The 15,191-nt window shown below is 56.6% G+C and carries 14 protein-coding genes and 2 tRNA genes; 15 read left to right on the top strand and 1 reads right to left on the bottom strand.

All coding sequences use genetic code 11. The features are described from left to right. The first annotated feature begins 6 nt into the window (after window positions 1-6). Window positions 7-456 (top strand): type IV pilin protein, encoded by a 450-nt coding sequence (locus RZV17_RS12820; RefSeq protein ID WP_355603942.1) that lies wholly within the window; start codon window positions 7-9, stop codon window positions 454-456. A gap of 52 nt (window positions 457-508) precedes the next feature. Then, window positions 509-585: transfer RNA gene (locus RZV17_RS12815), tRNA-Asn, on the top strand. A 47-nt stretch (window positions 586-632) separates the two neighbouring features. On the opposite strand, the gene RZV17_RS12810 is transcribed toward RZV17_RS12815, so the two are convergent. After that, complete coding sequence (locus RZV17_RS12810; RefSeq protein WP_184371396.1) at window positions 633-1,175, bottom strand: Tfp pilus assembly protein FimT/FimU; 543 nt, start codon at window positions 1,173-1,175, stop codon at window positions 633-635. Between the two features lie 139 nt (window positions 1,176-1,314). Here RZV17_RS12810 and uvrB point away from each other — a divergent pair, with 139 nt between their 5' ends. From uvrB to RZV17_RS12745, 13 genes are all read left to right on the top strand, one after another. Continuing rightward, window positions 1,315-3,336 carry an excinuclease ABC subunit UvrB gene (gene uvrB, locus RZV17_RS12805; protein WP_355603939.1) on the top strand — a complete coding sequence of 674 codons (2,022 nt, stop codon included), beginning with the start codon at window positions 1,315-1,317 and terminating at the stop codon, window positions 3,334-3,336. Window positions 3,337-3,431: 95 nt separating this feature from the next. Beyond that, a tRNA-Val gene (locus RZV17_RS12800) sits at window positions 3,432-3,506 on the top strand. Window positions 3,507-4,118: 612 nt separating this feature from the next. Continuing rightward, on the top strand, window positions 4,119-4,361 hold the full coding sequence (locus tag RZV17_RS12795) for a hypothetical protein (protein WP_039407510.1): 243 nt from the start codon (window positions 4,119-4,121) through the stop codon (window positions 4,359-4,361). Between the two features lie 34 nt (window positions 4,362-4,395). Next, entirely contained in the window at window positions 4,396-6,066 is a 1,671-nt protein-coding gene (locus RZV17_RS12790; RefSeq protein ID WP_355603936.1) for a type IV secretory system conjugative DNA transfer family protein, read from the top strand. A 354-nt stretch (window positions 6,067-6,420) separates the two neighbouring features. After that, window positions 6,421-6,825 carry a hypothetical protein gene (locus RZV17_RS12785; protein WP_039407516.1) on the top strand — a complete coding sequence of 135 codons (405 nt, stop codon included), beginning with the start codon at window positions 6,421-6,423 and terminating at the stop codon, window positions 6,823-6,825. 65 nt (window positions 6,826-6,890) lie between these two features. Then, a complete protein-coding gene (locus tag RZV17_RS12780; protein ID WP_166748852.1) occupies window positions 6,891-7,820 on the top strand; it encodes a virB8 family protein in 930 nt (309 codons plus the stop codon). A 2-nt stretch (window positions 7,821-7,822) separates the two neighbouring features. Beyond that, on the top strand, window positions 7,823-8,596 hold the full coding sequence (locus tag RZV17_RS12775) for a TrbG/VirB9 family P-type conjugative transfer protein (protein ID WP_166749501.1): 774 nt from the start codon (window positions 7,823-7,825) through the stop codon (window positions 8,594-8,596). Further along, window positions 8,593-9,849, top strand: coding sequence for a TrbI/VirB10 family protein (locus tag RZV17_RS12770; RefSeq protein WP_184371403.1), 1,257 nt, complete (start codon window positions 8,593-8,595; stop codon window positions 9,847-9,849). Before RZV17_RS12775 ends, RZV17_RS12770 begins: the two co-directional genes overlap by 4 nt. Window positions 9,850-9,861: 12 nt before the next feature. Further along, window positions 9,862-10,893 carry a P-type DNA transfer ATPase VirB11 gene (virB11, locus tag RZV17_RS12765; RefSeq protein ID WP_184371406.1) on the top strand — a complete coding sequence of 344 codons (1,032 nt, stop codon included), beginning with the start codon at window positions 9,862-9,864 and terminating at the stop codon, window positions 10,891-10,893. A 42-nt stretch (window positions 10,894-10,935) separates the two neighbouring features. Next, window positions 10,936-11,871, top strand: a complete 936-nt coding sequence (locus tag RZV17_RS12760) for a lytic transglycosylase domain-containing protein (protein WP_184371409.1) — start codon at window positions 10,936-10,938, stop codon at window positions 11,869-11,871. Between the two features lie 70 nt (window positions 11,872-11,941). After that, complete coding sequence (locus tag RZV17_RS12755; protein ID WP_166748848.1) at window positions 11,942-12,334, top strand: TrbC/VirB2 family protein; 393 nt, start codon at window positions 11,942-11,944, stop codon at window positions 12,332-12,334. Continuing rightward, a complete protein-coding gene (locus RZV17_RS12750; RefSeq protein WP_184371412.1) occupies window positions 12,327-12,635 on the top strand; it encodes a type IV secretion system protein VirB3 in 309 nt (102 codons plus the stop codon). The genes RZV17_RS12755 and RZV17_RS12750 overlap by 8 nt, the downstream gene beginning before the upstream one ends. An 81-nt stretch (window positions 12,636-12,716) precedes the next feature. Then, window positions 12,717-15,158, top strand: coding sequence for a VirB4 family type IV secretion/conjugal transfer ATPase (locus RZV17_RS12745; RefSeq protein ID WP_355603929.1), 2,442 nt, complete (start codon window positions 12,717-12,719; stop codon window positions 15,156-15,158). Window positions 15,159-15,191: the final 33 nt, after the last annotated feature.

Here is a 15,191-nt window from a genome sequence, read left to right as displayed (position 1 = left end):
GTTTCAGTGTCGCCACGTCTATCCCGCTTCGCCTCTCGTCGGCTGTCTCAATATGCTGGGGGTCATGGTTTCACCTTGATTGAATTGATGGTGGTGGTCGCTATCGTGGGAATCTTGGCTGCGGTCGCTTATCCTTCTTATGCTGAACACATACGCAAGTCACGCCGTGCACAGGCAAAGGCGGATCTGGTTGAATACGCGCAGCTGGCCGAGCGCTCGCATACCACGAACAACACGTATGCGAACTTTCGCTTTGGGAATGGTTCGACCACCATCCAATCGCCGCGTGAAGGTGGGACTGCGCAGTACTTGATCACAGTCGCTGCTAGTCAATCCGCTTTTACTTTGACTGCGACGCCGCAAGGCAGTCAGCTGCGGGATACGTGCGGCACAATGACCTTAAACCAGGCCGGGGTGAAGACTCCGAATGCTTCAGCCACTGCCGGCTGCTGGTAGCTCACTCAAGGTGTTGCACTGACGTAAAGTTGCGTCTAGAATACGCCTCCCCGCCCGAATAGCTCAGCCGGTTAGAGCACTTGACTGTTAATCAGGGGGTCGTTGGTTCGAGTCCAACTTCGGGCGCCAAGATGTGAGAAGAGGCCGCGACTAGTCGCGGCCTCTTTGTTTTGGGCCTATGAGCGCCGGCAGCTGGTGGGCGTGGTATAGCGCACGGCGCGTGCTCTCCCTGCGTTGTTGACCACAACGTCTGCGAGCCGCTTGGCATTGCTGCACAGGCTGATGGTGATGTTGGTGCCGCTGCTTCGGCCGCTGGGAAGGAACCGCACGACAGGCCTGCCGAGGTTCGAGGTGACGTCGATATCGCCGGTCGCCGGATACTGGATGACTCTTAGAACGGCGGCGCTCTGCGCTGGTTGTCCGTGGCGGTCAGGGTCCTTGAACAGGATCCAGCCCTGGCTCCACACCCGGTCTGGCCGACAGGTTGCCCCATCGGCAGATGGGCACATGCTCATCGGAACGCGTTGTGTAATGGCCAGGCTTCTTGCCATCGCAAGATGTGCCGTGAGCAAATGCACTCGGGTTGTCGCCCGCTGCCACTCCAGAACGCTCTGGAAGCTCGGCAGGCCGATGGCTGACGTGATGGCTATGACTGCCATCACGACCAACAACTGCACTGCGGTGTACCCTCTCGCGCTCGAACGAGTCACTGCTTCCATCGCGCTCTCCCTGAGGTCGAGCGAGCAGTCTCCGTGTTGGTCGCATGCCAGGGAACGCTTGCTTCACCCAAGTGAGCGTCAGGTTTTTACCGGCATCGACCTACGAGATTTCGTACCGTCCTCCCCCGAGATCCGCTCCATGACCGACCGCTTTGAACTCGTCTCCCCGTACTCTCCAGCCGGCGACCAACCCGCTGCCATCGAGAAGCTGGTGGCCAACTTCGAGGCCGGCCTGGCCAAGCAGACCCTGCTGGGGGTGACCGGTTCGGGCAAGACCTACACCATCGCCAACGTCGTACAGCAGGTGCAGAAGCCGACCCTGGTGATGGCGCCCAACAAGACGCTGGCAGCGCAGTTGTACGGCGAGTTCAAGTCGTTCTTCCCGAACAACGCGGTCGAGTACTTCGTCAGCTACTACGACTATTACCAGCCCGAGGCTTACGTGCCGTCGTCGGATACCTTCATCGAGAAGGACAGTTCGATCAACGAGCACATCGAACAGATGCGCCTGTCGGCGACGAAGACTCTGCTCTCGCGTCGTGACTCGCTGGTGGTCGCCACCGTCTCGGCGATCTATGGCCTGGGTGCACCTGAGGATTACCTGTCGCTGCGCCTGATCCTGTCGATTGGCGAGCACATCGACCAGCGGCAGTTGATCCGTCACCTCACCGACCTGCAGTACACGCGCAACGAATTCGAGCTCACCCGCGGTGCGTTTCGCGTACGCGGGGAGGTGGTGGACGTGTTTCCGGCCGAGTCCGATACCGAGGCATTGCGGATCGAGTTGTTCGACGGCGATGTCGAGCAGCTGACCTTGTTCGACCCGCTGACCGGCGAGACCCTGCGCAAGCTGCAGCGCTACACCGTCTATCCGAAGACGCACTACGCCACCACGCGCGAGCGCACGCTCAGCGCCGTCGATACGATCAAGGAAGAGCTGAAGGAACGGCTGGAACAGCTGTATTCGCAGAACAAGCTGGTGGAAGCGCAGCGCCTGGCGCAACGCACCCAGTTCGATCTGGAGATGATGGCCGAGGTAGGCTTCTGCAACGGCATCGAAAACTATTCGCGGCACCTCACCGGCAAGGCGCCCGGTGAGCCGCCACCGACATTGTTCGACTACTTGCCGCCGGACGCATTGCTGGTCATCGACGAATCCCACGTGACCATTCCGCAGATCGGCGCGATGTACAAGGGCGACCGTTCGCGCAAGGAAACGCTGGTGGAATTCGGCTTCCGCCTGCCGTCGGCACTCGACAACCGGCCACTGCGCTTCGAAGAATGGGAAGCGCGCTCTCCGCGCAGCATCTATGTGTCGGCGACCCCGGGACCCTATGAGTTACGCGAGTCCGCCGGCGAAATCACCGAGCTGGTCGTGCGTCCAACGGGGTTGATCGATCCAGTCGTAGAGATCCGCCCAGTGGGCACCCAGGTCGACGACCTGATGTCCGAGGTGCACGAGCGCATCAAGCTCGGTGACCGCGTGCTGGTCACCACGCTGACCAAGCGCATGGCCGAAAACCTCACCGAATACCTGGGCGAGCACGGTATTCGCGTGCGCTATCTGCACTCGGACATCGACACGGTGGAGCGCGTGGAGATCATCCGCGACCTGCGCCTGGGCAAGTTCGATGTGTTGGTCGGCATCAACCTGCTGCGCGAAGGCCTGGACATGCCGGAGGTGTCGCTGGTGGCGATTCTGGACGCGGACAAGGAGGGTTTTCTGCGTTCGACCGGCTCGTTGATCCAGACCATCGGTCGTGCTGCCCGAAATCTGCGCGGCAAGGCCATCCTGTATGCCGACAAGATGACACGCTCGATGCAGGCGGCGATCGACGAAACCGACCGGCGTCGCGAAAAACAGGTCGAGTACAACCTTGAGCATGGCATCACGCCGAAGTCGGTGGCGCGCCCGATCTCCGACATCATGGAGGGTGCCCGCGAGGACGCCGCCGAGAAGAAGGCTGGCAAGGGGCGTTCGAAGTCGCGTCAGGTGGCCGAAGAAGCGCCGGACTATCGTGCGATGAAGCCTGCCGAGATCGCCGGCAAGCTCAAGAGCCTGGAGCAGAAGATGTACCAGCACGCCAAGGATCTGGAGTTCGAGGCTGCGGCCCAGATTCGTGACCAGATCCAGAGGTTGAAGGCGGCAAGCCTGGGGTAGGGCAGGACGTCGCCCAAGTGCAATGAGGGCTTGTGATCCTCAAAACCCTGCGCTAGAATGCGCGCCCTGCACAGCGCAATGCTGGCGCAGGATTCGGGCGGTTAGCTCAGCGGTAGAGCACTACCTTGACATGGTAGGGGTCACAGGTTCGAACCCTGTACCGCCCACCACTTCAAGTCCAGATAACATAAGGGCTTGGGTGGCTTCAAGATCGGCAACGACGTCTGCCACTGACTCCAGAAGTGACGTTGCTCAGAAGCTTCTCTTGCTTCGGCCTGTCCTTGGCCAGATCTTCGATGATCGATTTCAACCCTTCTTCGCTGCGTTTAAGATGCCTCGGATCTAGCCTTGCGCAACGGTGGTTGGTTGTGTCTGTTGGGCGGTGAGCCTGCAAGATGCTCCCCATGTGACTAGTCCACGTTGCCGCGGCCCCGGGACGATGTTGCGGCCAACCCCATCCGATCTACGATAGGGCTGCGGAGTTCATTCTTTCTTATTGCCTATGCGCGATTGCCGCCTGCGCGGGTCGCTCGACCAGCTAACTGAACGCTACTTCGGACGACTCGGGCGCGTCGCCAATGCAAGCAGCTGGCTTCTACGATCGGTTGATGCCTTTGGCTAGCTGCCACTCCCCAAGGTTTGATCCAATCCAGGCTCACCCGCACCGCTTCCGGACCAGTGCTGTCCGGCCAGTACGGTCGCGTGAGTCCACCGAAAGCGCTTTCTCCGTCACACGTCCTGCTTTAACATCCCACCCGCGCTGACGGAAAGGAAGGCTGGCGATGGACGAGTATCAGCACACCGTGCTGACCAGGGGAGGGTATCGCGTCGTGGCGATCACGCGCGATGAGATGTATGCGCCTGATGCTGTTGTGGCGTACGCGGTCGTTACCGATGCGGGGGCGCGAATCACGCCCGATCTGTCCCTGGATCAGGCGAAGGTATGGATTGACTCTCTCGTCGAAAGTGAGAGCGGGGGTCGCAAGTCCGGCCTGATCGATCATAAGCCCGTCGTTCGTCGCTAGTTGTCGTCAGATGCAAGCCTAAGGAGAAGGGCGCATGTCCAAACCCAAAACGATTGCGATTGCCACCTTGGTCGCTGTGCTCACCGGGTACTTGCTGTCCGGCTATATCACGCTGCTCCTGCTGCGGCTTGATACGGCCCTGTACAGCTGGGATACCTATTACCGCTATTTCAGCGCATTGGGTTTGCCGCAAGTCGCTCCGTTCGCCACCAAGATCAAGATGTCCGGTGTCATTGGCTTCGGTCTGCCAGGAATCGTGTGGCTCATTGCGATTGCATTGATCCTCAAGCCGAAGGCGCGAGCCCTGCATGGTGACGCACGCTTCGCTGGCGCCGCCGATCTTGCCAAGCACGGTCTTTTCAAGCCCAGCGGGAACGGCATCGTCGTCGGCAAGTTCAACGGCAAGCTGGTGCGTTTGAGCGGGCAGCAATTCGTGATCCTTGCGGCGCCGACGCGCTCGGGCAAGGGTGTCGGTGTCGTCATCCCTAACCTGCTCGAGTACCAGGAATCGATCGTCGTCCTGGACATCAAGCAGGAAAACTTCGATCTCACCAGTGGTTGGCGTGCGAGTCAGGGCCACGAAGTCTTCTTGTTCAATCCGTTCGCCGAAGACCGGCGCACGCATCGCTGGAATCCGTTGACCTACGTGTCGAACGACCCGGCGTTCCGCGTCTCGGACCTGATGAGCATCGCCGCGATGCTGTATCCGGATGGCTCGGACGACCAGAAATTCTGGGTCAGCCAGGCGCGCAATGCGTTCATGGCTTTTGCCCTGTATCTGTTCGAGAACTGGGACGAAGAGCTGTCGCTGGGCTTCCCGGGCGGGGCAGGAGCGCCCACGCTGGGCGGAATCTACCGGCTCTCGTCGGGCGACGGTACCGACCTGAAGAAGTACCTGAAGTCGCTGTCGGAGCGGCGTTTCCTCAGCAGTAACGCCAAGTCGGCCTTTGCCAACATGCTGTCACAGGCGGATGAGACCTTCGCCTCGATCATGGGCACCTTGAAAGAACCGCTCAACGCGTGGATCAACCCCGTGCTGGACGCTGCCACCAGCGCCGACGATTTTCTGCTGACGGACCTGCGCAAGAAGAAGATGACGATCTACATCGGCATCCAGCCCAACAAGCTGGCCGAAAGCCGCCTGATCATCAACCTGCTTTTCAGCCAGATCATCAACCTCAATACCCGTGAGCTGCCGAAGTCCAACCCGGAGCTCAAGTATCAATGCTTGCTGCTCATGGACGAATTCACCTCGATCGGCAAGGTAGACATCATCGCCACCGCTGTAGCCTATATGGCCGGCTACAACATCCGCCTGCTGCCCATCATCCAGAGCATGGCTCAGCTGGATGCGACCTACGGCAAGGACCTGTCGCGCACCATCATCACCAACCACGCCCTGCAGATCCTCTACGCACCACGCGAACAGCAGGACGCCAACGACTACTCCGAGATGCTGGGCTACACCACCATCAAGAAGAAGAACGTCACCAGGGGGCGGGAGACCACGCATAGCGTGTCAGAGGAGCGTCGGGCGCTGATGCTGCCGCAGGAGCTCAAGGCGATGGGCATGGCTAAAGAGGTCTTTCTATACGAGGGTATTCCGCATCCTGTCAAGTGTGACAAGATCAAGTATTACGAAGACAAATATTTCACATCCAGACTGTTGCCTAAAGTGGACATAGCGCCAATCGATATTTTGTGATCTATATCACGCTAATTGTTGGAATTGCGCCCGACTTGCTGAAATTTTAACTAATGCTTGACGTAGCTTCACTATCAGTGCAAATTGACAAGTCAAGATTAGGGTTAGATCTGTGGCGAGCCGGAGCGGCTCCGTCGGGGCTTAACATGGAACGTTTCGATGATTTTTCAATCAAATTTGTTTCTTCCGTCCTGGTTTTCTTGGGGTCTCGGGCAGGTGCGCCGAGGCTCGAGCAGGTGCTTGGCGAAAGATACTTCTGGGTTCATTCAAGCCAGTGGCCGAAGTGAACTTGTCTGGCGAAAGCCATCACTCCCGCCATGGAGATGTAGCGTGAGGCAAGCGCAGGTCCTAAAAATGTGTGTAGTGTCGGGTGCAATTCTCTTGCTCAGCGCTTGCGCGACCAAGGCTGCCCCTGATTTCGGTGGACGGTGGAAACCTGTCAATCGATTTGCCAAGACCACCATGGAAATTCCGCTTTATAAGTCTTACGTCTACCAGGCGACGCCTATGGACGGGACTTTGAAGGCGATGCTGGAGCGATGGGCCAAGGATTCCAGCATGGACCTGGATTACAAGATTCTTTCTGACTACACGCTATTTGGTGCGGTGGCTGAAATTTCTAGTACCAATGTCAATGAGGCTGCAGCCAGCCTGAGTGCTGTCTATGCGGGCCAGGGTGTCTCGGTTGTGGTTGTCGGCAACAAGATCGTTGTACAGCCGGCATCAAGCTCGGCCGCCAAGCCTGGCGCTAATCAGTAGATCCCTCTGCCGCTCCCCGGTGGGTGCGGGCCCAACGATCGTATTTGGTAATCAACGGATAACCCATGTTCCGTAAGAAGGAAGCCGCGGGAGCCAAGGTAGAGCAGTCTGTCGCCAAGGCCGTCAGTTATGAAATCACTGTGGCCGACATGGCTCGCAAGAGCGAGCGACGTGCCTGGATGGTTGCGGGATGCTCGGTAGTTTTGTCAACGATTTTGGCAGGCGGCTATTTTTATATCCTTCCACTGAAGGAGAAAGTCCCCTTCTTGGTAATGGCCGATGCCTATACCGGAACGGCAACCGTCGCTCGCCTGACCGGAACGTTCCAGGGCGAAAAAATTACCACGAACGAAGCTATTAATCGGAGCAACGTCGCGCAATATGTCTTGGCGCGTGAATCTTATGATTCGCAGTTGATGGGTTTGCGGGATTGGGATCTGGTCTTTTTGATGTCATCTGACTCGGTCGCCGCCTCCTACCGGCAGCTTTACGCGAAAGCAAACCCGGCAAATCCGTTTGTCATGTATGGCCGTGAGAAAGCGATCCGGGTCAAGATTCTGAGCTTGACCCCGCTCGATGCACGTCCTGATGGTGGGTTCAGCGGTGCGTCAGTGCGTATTCAGCGCAGCCTATTTGACAAGCGAACGGGCGTCAGTAGGTATCTGGATAGCCGGATTATCACAATGCGTTTTACTTATCGTAATGACGTGGCGTTCTCCGAGCAGGACAGGGTGTTGAATCCGCTCGGCTTCCAAGTAGCCGAATACCGGGCCGATACGGACTACTCGAAGGGAGTACCCGTTCCGGCTGACGATGCCGAAGCACTCGATGCGCCGGCTGACCAAGCTGCCCCGGCGGCGCAGGGTGCTGCCGAGATGCCGGACGCGAGAGTCGATCAAATGCCCGCTATCGGAGCTGGCGCGCCTCAAGCGGTGGGGCCACAAACGGTCGAACCAATTTCCATTGGAAATGCTGAGGGAGCAAGCAACCGATGAGTATGAGTAGTGGACGTAAATACGGGCTTGCGTTGGCCCTTCTTGCAGCAATCGCCGCGTCGCCAGTTGTCGTGCAGGCACAGGCAGTCGATTACTATGATTACAAGCCCGATCAGATCTACCAAGTTCGGACTGGTCTAGGAATCACGACACAGATCGAACTGAGCCCAAACGAAAAGATACTGGATTACAGTACGGGTTTCAGTAGCGGTTGGGAGCTGACCCGTCGGGGCAACGTCTTTTATCTCAAGCCGAAGAACGTCGACGTGGACACCAACCTGATGGTGCGCACGGAGATGAATTCTTACATCTTCGAGCTGAAGGTCGTCGCGACCGATTGGCGCCAACTGGAGCAGGCCCGCCGTGAAGGCGTACAGTATAAGATTGCGTTCACTTATCCCGGCGACACGCAGTTTGCCGTTGCTCAAAAAGCGGTCGAGGAAGAAGTCAAGCCGTTGTTGAGTAGTGAATTAGCAAAGGATCGCCAGTACTATTTCGACTATTCGTATTCCACACGAAACAAGAAAAAGGCGTGGTTGATCCCGGTCAGTGCCTACGATGACGGGCGTTTTACCTATTTGAAGTTAAATCCGTCTCCTGAATTCCAGACCGGTAGTTTCCCGGCCGTATTTGGGCGCGAGCAAGAGCATGGCGAAGATTTTGTGGTGAATACCACTGTTGAAGGGAATACGTTGGTCGTGCATGGGACGTACCCTTATCTGGTTATCCGTCACGGTGATAACGTGGTCGGGCTGCGAAGGAATGCGAAAAAATGAGTCCAAATACTTCTAACAACGATCAAAGTCGTGAGCAGACTGATGCAGCGCGTGATACCCACGAAGAAGCACTGGGCTCGAACCCGTACTACAGTCGTGCTCAGGGCGATGCCCCCAATCTGGATGCCGCCGCGCCAACGCTGCGAAGCGCGGAAGATCAGCGGCTGAACAGGAAGGCGTTAGTCTTCCTCGCAGGTATCGTTGCGCTGCTGATCCTGATGGGGTTTCTGGTGTTACGGAAGTCGCGTGACGAGGAAGAAGCACCGAAGAAGGAGACGCAGGTCGCGCGCACCGCTACCCCGACAATTCCCAACCTTCAGCGCGATCCCGAGCCGGTGCAGGCGAGTGAGCCGGATGCGATCGACGTGTTGCCTGCGCTTCCTAACTCGGCGCCGCCTCCGCAGGTCAATTACCAGCCGATGTCGGATACCCCGCGCAACGATCGCGGGCCAACCTTGCTTGAGCGGCGCATGGCCTCGACAGGAGTCGGCTCGGGTAGTCAGGGCGGCGACGCTGGCGCTGATGCGCCACCGCAGCCGTCGGATGAGATGTATCGGCAGCTCATGTCGCGTGCGTCCGGTGGCGAGTCGTCGCCTCAGGATAGTGAGCCCAAGCGCGGCCCCGATGTGGATGATGTATCCAGCGCCAGCTTCATCAATCACCCGGACGCACTGCTGGTGCGAGGCACCTATCTGCGGTGTGTGCTCGAGACGCGCATCATTACCGACGTGCCTGGCTTTACTTCCTGCTTGCTGACCGAGCCCGTGTATTCCATCAATGGACGTAGCCTGCTGCTACCGAAAGGATCCAAGATCTACGGGGCCTATGGTGGTGGTCCGACTGGTAAGCGCGTCTCGGTTATCTGGGATCGCATTACCACCCCGAACGGTATCGACGTTGCCATGTCTAGCCCTGGCGTAGATCAGCTGGGGGGCGCAGGGCATCCGGGCCAATACAGTGCACATTGGGGGAGTCGCATCACCTCGGCGCTGATGATTAGTATGCTGGCCGATATCTTCAAATACGCGGCAGCTGAGAGCGGCCCTGAGACGACGACGATCACAGGCAATGGGCTGGCAATTCAGCAGCCTTATGAGAGTTCCACTGCGCGCACGATGGAGCGTTTAGCAGGTGAAGCGCTCAATGAGAATATGCGCCGCCCGCCAACGGTTACTATTAACCAGGGTGTCGTGGTGAATGTGTATGTGGCCAAAGATGTCGATTTTACTGCCGTGCTTGCACGGCGCCGATAACGGATAGCTGCGATGGACGCCGAGTCCAAAATTGCCGACGTATCAAGTGAGTTCCTGCGCTATCAGTACGAAGTGTTGGGTATTCACGAATACATGACGTCCAAGGACGTTACGGAAATCTGTATCAATCGTCCCGGCGAGCTCTATCTGGAAACGGCGTCGGGCTGGCAGCGTGTCGAGGTACCGACCCTGACCTTTGAACGCGCCCGGCAGTTTTGTACCGCGGTGGTCAACGAAAGCAACACGGGGCAGCGAATCACCGACGCTGACCCGGTGGTTTCGTTGACGTTCCCGACCGGCCAGCGTGCTCAGTTCGTTATCCCTCCGGCATGCGACGCAGGAAAGGTATCGATCACTATCCGTCTTCCCTCCAAGCACATGAAGACGCTGGCGCAATATCAAGAAGACGGCTTTTTCGATCAGATTCTTGAAACCGGTCATAGCCTCACCGACCAAGATCGCGAACTGCTGGAGTTGCGGCATACGCGCAACTATGCCGAGTTCTTCAGGCGCGCCGTGCTTTATAAGAAAAATATCGTCGTGTCGGGCGCAACCGGTAGTGGCAAAACGACGTTTATGAAGTCGCTTGTCCACCACATTCCGGAGAATGAGCGGCTTGTGACGATCGAGGACGCACGAGAATTATTCCTCACGCAGCAAAACACAGTTCACTTGCTCTATTCGAAAGGTGGGCAGAGCGCGAGCAACGTATCTGCAAAGAGCTGTATGGAAGCGTGCCTACGCATGAAGCCGGACCGGATCATTTTAGCGGAGCTACGAGGGGACGAAGCGTTCTATTTCATCCGTAATTGCGCATCGGGCCATCCCGGATCGATTACAAGCTGCCACGCCGGTAGTCCTGAGCAAACCTGGGACCAGCTGGCGCTGATGGTGAAGGCGTCCGCGGAAGGATCCGGACTTGAATTCGCAATTATCAAGCGTCTGTTGATGATGACGATTGACGTCGTCGTACATATCAAGGCACATGCAGGTCGGCGTTACATCACGGGTATCGACTTCAACCCTGAGCGTGCGTTCGCGTGAAACAGTGCCTGTCAAGAACTTCAAGAGCTGATGAGGTGAGTCATGCTTCCTGGAATTGAGATGGCTGCGTGTTCCGAAATGGCAGTTCCCATGTCGGTGATGCAACACGTGGTGAATGTCGAGTCTTCCAGTAACCCCTACGCCATCGGCGTGGTCGGGGGTAGGCTCGTGCGGCAGCCCAAGACCATGGGAGAAGCGCTAGCTACAGTCAGAATGCTCGAAGAAAAAGGCTACAACTTTTCGGTCGGCTTGGCTCAAGTGAATCGCTACAACCTGACCAAATACGGCCTAAGCTCGTACGAAAAGGCGTTTCATCAGTGTTCCAATCTCCAGGCGGGGTCCAAGATCCTGGCTGAATGTTATTCGCGCTCCGGCAATGATTGGGGTAAATCGTTCAGCTGCTACTACTCGGGGAATTTCGTCACCGGGTATCGACATGGTTACGTGCAAAAGATCTACGCGTCTATTCAGGGGCAGAAAGGAGCTGAGGCGGCCGCGCCGATTGCCGTCGTGAACACTAGGCAGGCGCCAAAGCCCGCGCAGGCCACGGCATCTCCGAATGTGCAAATAGAGCGTAGAATTGTCGATCAAGGCACAGTCGAAAGGGTGCAGGGAATGGCACAGAGAGCGCAGTTCATACCCCAGCGGAATGGTGACCCCGCATTGGTGATTGCTCCTTCGAGCGTGTCGGAGTACGCCAGGGGCGCGCTGATGAGGACGGCCGATGCGGCGATTTCCAGTGTTGTTTCGAATGCGCTCACGAAGCGGAGTGGGCAGGGGCCGGGGCCGAGCGAGCCCGTCGGCGAGCCCCCTTCGCACGCGCAGCAAGAAGCATCTGCGTCGGTCGCCGGCAACGCCTCAGCTCCTGTCGTAGTACGTCCTTGGGGCGAAAAAGTCACTGGCGCACATCCCATGAACCAGCAGAAGTCACCCACGGTGCCGACTGCGCCGAGTGTAGATACCGCATTCGTTTTCTGACGATTGCAAACCCAACGGCTGGCGGTGCCGGCTAGTAGTTGTTGCTAGACCATCATCAAGGAGATTAACAGTGAAGATGAACAATCAAGATATTGCAAATGCACGTCGTACGCTCAAGACAATCGCTTACGCCGTGGCTTCGGTCGCCGTGTTTGCTTCGGGCGCAGCGCTGGCTGGCCCAGGCGGAACCTCATACGGCGGCACGGATCAGAAGGTCTGCGGTTTCTTCGAAGACATCAACGGCCTGCTCAGCATGGCGTCGATCGCCGTGGTAACCATTGCTGTCATCTTCTCGGGATATCAGATTGCGTTCGCTCACAAGCGGATCGGTGACGTCGCGCCGATCCTGGTCGGTGGAGTTCTCATCGGTGCTGCCGGACAGATCTCGACCATGTTGATCGGCGAGGAAGGTGAGAAGTGCACCGCAATGGTAATGCACCTCAGCCAGTACATGAATGCATAAGAACGTCGTCTTCAGGGGCTGCACGCGTCCAGCGATGTTTCTGGGCGTCCCATATTTGCCGTTCTTCCTGATCGTGGGAGGCACATTTCTGCTGTCTCTCTACACCAGGATGTGGGTGATGGCTGCCATTCCTCTTGAGATTTTCATCCTGCGGCAGATGGCGCGCCGCGACGAGATGATTTTTAGGATGCTTGGACTGAAACTGCAATTTAAGTTCAAGGTCAGGAATGTTGGAGATCATTCTGGTAATTGGGTGTTTTCGCCGAATAACTATCGTCGGACCCCTGCACCGAAAGATTGACGCCTGCAGAGCGGACCGGCAGCGTGCTGCCGGTCCGCTCTATGGAAGGCCCCTAGTTACGCGTTTTCAACGGAATAGAGCATGTTCAGTCCAGATGCGCCCATCGGTGACTTTGTTACGCTGTCATCTCATGTTGCACCCGCGGTCATCAAGACCACGGGCGGCGATTTTCTGATCACGTGGCACCTGGAGGGCTTGCCCTTCGTAGGGCGTGAAGACTGGGATCTGGAGCATAAGCACAACACGTTCAATCGCCTGCTGCAGACGTTGCGCGCCCCTGATTTTGTCAACGTGGCATTTTGGGTGCATGACGTCCGCCGCAAGCGTCGTCTCAAGAGCAAAAGCACGTTCCGGCAGCGCTTCAATCAGGATCTCTCTGACGAATATTTTGACATGCTGTCGGCGCAGCGGATCATGCAGAACGAGTTGTATCTGACGATGATTTACCGCCCTGTGGTCGCGGGAAAGCGCTTCGTCGAAAAATCGACCAATATCGAAAAGCTTCAGGCTGAGCAGAATCAGGCGATTGCCAAGTTGATGGAGATGGCTGGTAACGTCGAAGCTGTCATTCGTGACTACTCGCCTTATCGTCTGGGAATGTACGAGGCGAAGAACGGTGTTGTCTTTTCTGAAGCGCTTGAGTTCTTTGGCTATCTGATCAACCGCATTGACGAGCCGGTTCCTGTCCTGTCGGCGCCGATCAAGGATTATCTGCCTGTCAGCCGGCATACGTTTTCGCCCAAGACGGGCGATTTTCTGGTAACAACGCCAAATGGCGGTAATCATTTTGGCGCTATTCTCAATATCAAGGAATATGCTGAGGCAACATTCCCTGGAATCTTGAATGGGCTGAAATATCTCGATTTTGAGTACGTCATCACCCATTCATTTAGCCCGATGGGTCGTCAAGATGCGCTAAAGGTCCTTGATCGCACGAAGGGCATGATGATTTCTTCGGGTGACAAAGCCGTTAGCCAAATTGTCGAGCTCGATCAGGCCATGGATCAGTTGTCGTCAGGCAACTTTGTGCTGGGCGAATACCATTTCCTGATTGCCATTTACGCTGACAGCCAAGAACGCTTGTCGCAAAATATTGCAGCGACGCGCGCCGAACTCTCGAATGCAAGCTTTGTCTCCGCGAAGGAAGATATCGCAATCGCATCGTCGTTCTACTCTCAATTGCCCGGTAACTGGCGCTACAGGACGCGTTTGGCCAATATTAGTTCACTGAATTTTCTGGGTTTGTCGCCGTTGCACAATTTTGCGACTGGTAAACAGCACAACAACCCGTGGGGAGACTGCGTTACAACGCTGCAGACCACCAATGGGCAGCCGTACTATTTCAATTTCCACGCCACACACCCATCAGAAAATTCGCTTGGTGAAAAGGCGATCGCAAATACGATGGTGATCGGTAAATCCGGCACCGGTAAAACAGCGCTGATCAACTTCCTGCTGAGCCAGGTACAGAAGTACGAGCCTTCGCCCACCATTTTCTTCTTCGATAAAGACCGTGGTGCAGAGATTTTTGTGCGTGCCTGCGGTGGGAATTATCTTGCCCTGGAAAATGGCCAGCCTACCGGGTTCAATCCCTTCCAGTGCGAGCGCTCAGAAGAGAATGTTCAGTTCTTGGCGGAGTTAATCAAGGTGCTGGCTGGCAAGCGAGAGTACACCTCGCGCGAAGAGGAAGATATCTATCGAGCTGTCGAAAACATGCTGGATACGCCCATGCATTTGCGCAGCATGAGTAACTTCCAAAAGAGCCTTCCCAATATGGGCGACGACGGGCTGTATGCCCGTATGCGGCGCTGGACAATGGGTAACTCGCTCGGCTGGGTATTCGATAACCCGGTGGATACTGTCGACCTGAGTCGAGCCAATATCATCGGGTTTGATTATACTGACGTCATTGATAATCCTGAGGTTCGCGTGCCGGTTATCAATTATCTCCTGCACAAGCTTGAGTCGCTGATCGACGGGCGTCCTCTGATCTATGTGATGGACGAGTTCTGGAAGATTCTCGACGGCGAGGGTGGTCTGAAAGAGTTTGCCAAAAACAAGCAAAAGACCATTCGTAAACAAAACGGAATGGGGATCTTTGCTACCCAAAGTCCGGAGGACGCGCTGAAGAGCGACATTGCCGCCGCGTTGATCGAACAGACGGCGACCTTGATTCTGCTGCCTAATCCAAATGCGAGTAAGGAGGACTACATCGAAGGGTTGAAACTTACCGATGCAGAATTCCAAGTGGTAACCGCACTAGACGAACGCTCTCGGTGTTTCCTTGTGAAGCAGGGGCATGCATCTAGTGTCTGTCAGCTTAACCTGCGCGGCATGGATGATGCGTTGTCGGTGATTTCTGCTTCGACCGATAACATCGAGGTAATGCACCGAGTGATTCAGGATGCTGCGCTCAAGCGTGGGGTTCATGTCAGTGAGTTGTCGCCCGAAGAATGGTTAGAGAATTTCTACGAAAGGCGCAAGGGGTCCCGTAGCAAGAAGCAGCAGGTAGCTGCTGCTTGAGTGCAAGGACGTTGCATATTTCGATTGATTGAA

It is taken from the genome of Xanthomonas cannabis (assembly GCF_040616535.1).
Lineage (GTDB): Bacteria > Pseudomonadota > Gammaproteobacteria > Xanthomonadales > Xanthomonadaceae > Xanthomonas > Xanthomonas cannabis.
This window is presented reverse-complemented; position numbering and strand designations above follow the sequence as displayed.

Coding starts and splice junctions, on each gene's coding strand:
- RZV17_RS12810 (WP_184371396.1), bottom strand. CDS start 1,175: ATGGAAGCAGTGACTCGTTCGAGCGCGAGAGGGTACACCGCAGTGCAG.
- uvrB (WP_355603939.1), top strand. CDS start 1,315: ATGACCGACCGCTTTGAACTCGTCTCCCCGTACTCTCCAGCCGGCGAC.
- RZV17_RS12795 (WP_039407510.1), top strand. CDS start 4,119: ATGGACGAGTATCAGCACACCGTGCTGACCAGGGGAGGGTATCGCGTC.
- RZV17_RS12790 (WP_355603936.1), top strand. CDS start 4,396: ATGTCCAAACCCAAAACGATTGCGATTGCCACCTTGGTCGCTGTGCTC.
- RZV17_RS12785 (WP_039407516.1), top strand. CDS start 6,421: ATGTGTGTAGTGTCGGGTGCAATTCTCTTGCTCAGCGCTTGCGCGACC.
- RZV17_RS12780 (WP_166748852.1), top strand. CDS start 6,891: ATGTTCCGTAAGAAGGAAGCCGCGGGAGCCAAGGTAGAGCAGTCTGTC.
- RZV17_RS12775 (WP_166749501.1), top strand. CDS start 7,823: ATGAGTAGTGGACGTAAATACGGGCTTGCGTTGGCCCTTCTTGCAGCA.
- RZV17_RS12770 (WP_184371403.1), top strand. CDS start 8,593: ATGAGTCCAAATACTTCTAACAACGATCAAAGTCGTGAGCAGACTGAT.
- virB11 (WP_184371406.1), top strand. CDS start 9,862: ATGGACGCCGAGTCCAAAATTGCCGACGTATCAAGTGAGTTCCTGCGC.
- RZV17_RS12760 (WP_184371409.1), top strand. CDS start 10,936: ATGCTTCCTGGAATTGAGATGGCTGCGTGTTCCGAAATGGCAGTTCCC.
- RZV17_RS12750 (WP_184371412.1), top strand. CDS start 12,327: ATGCATAAGAACGTCGTCTTCAGGGGCTGCACGCGTCCAGCGATGTTT.
- RZV17_RS12745 (WP_355603929.1), top strand. CDS start 12,717: ATGTTCAGTCCAGATGCGCCCATCGGTGACTTTGTTACGCTGTCATCT.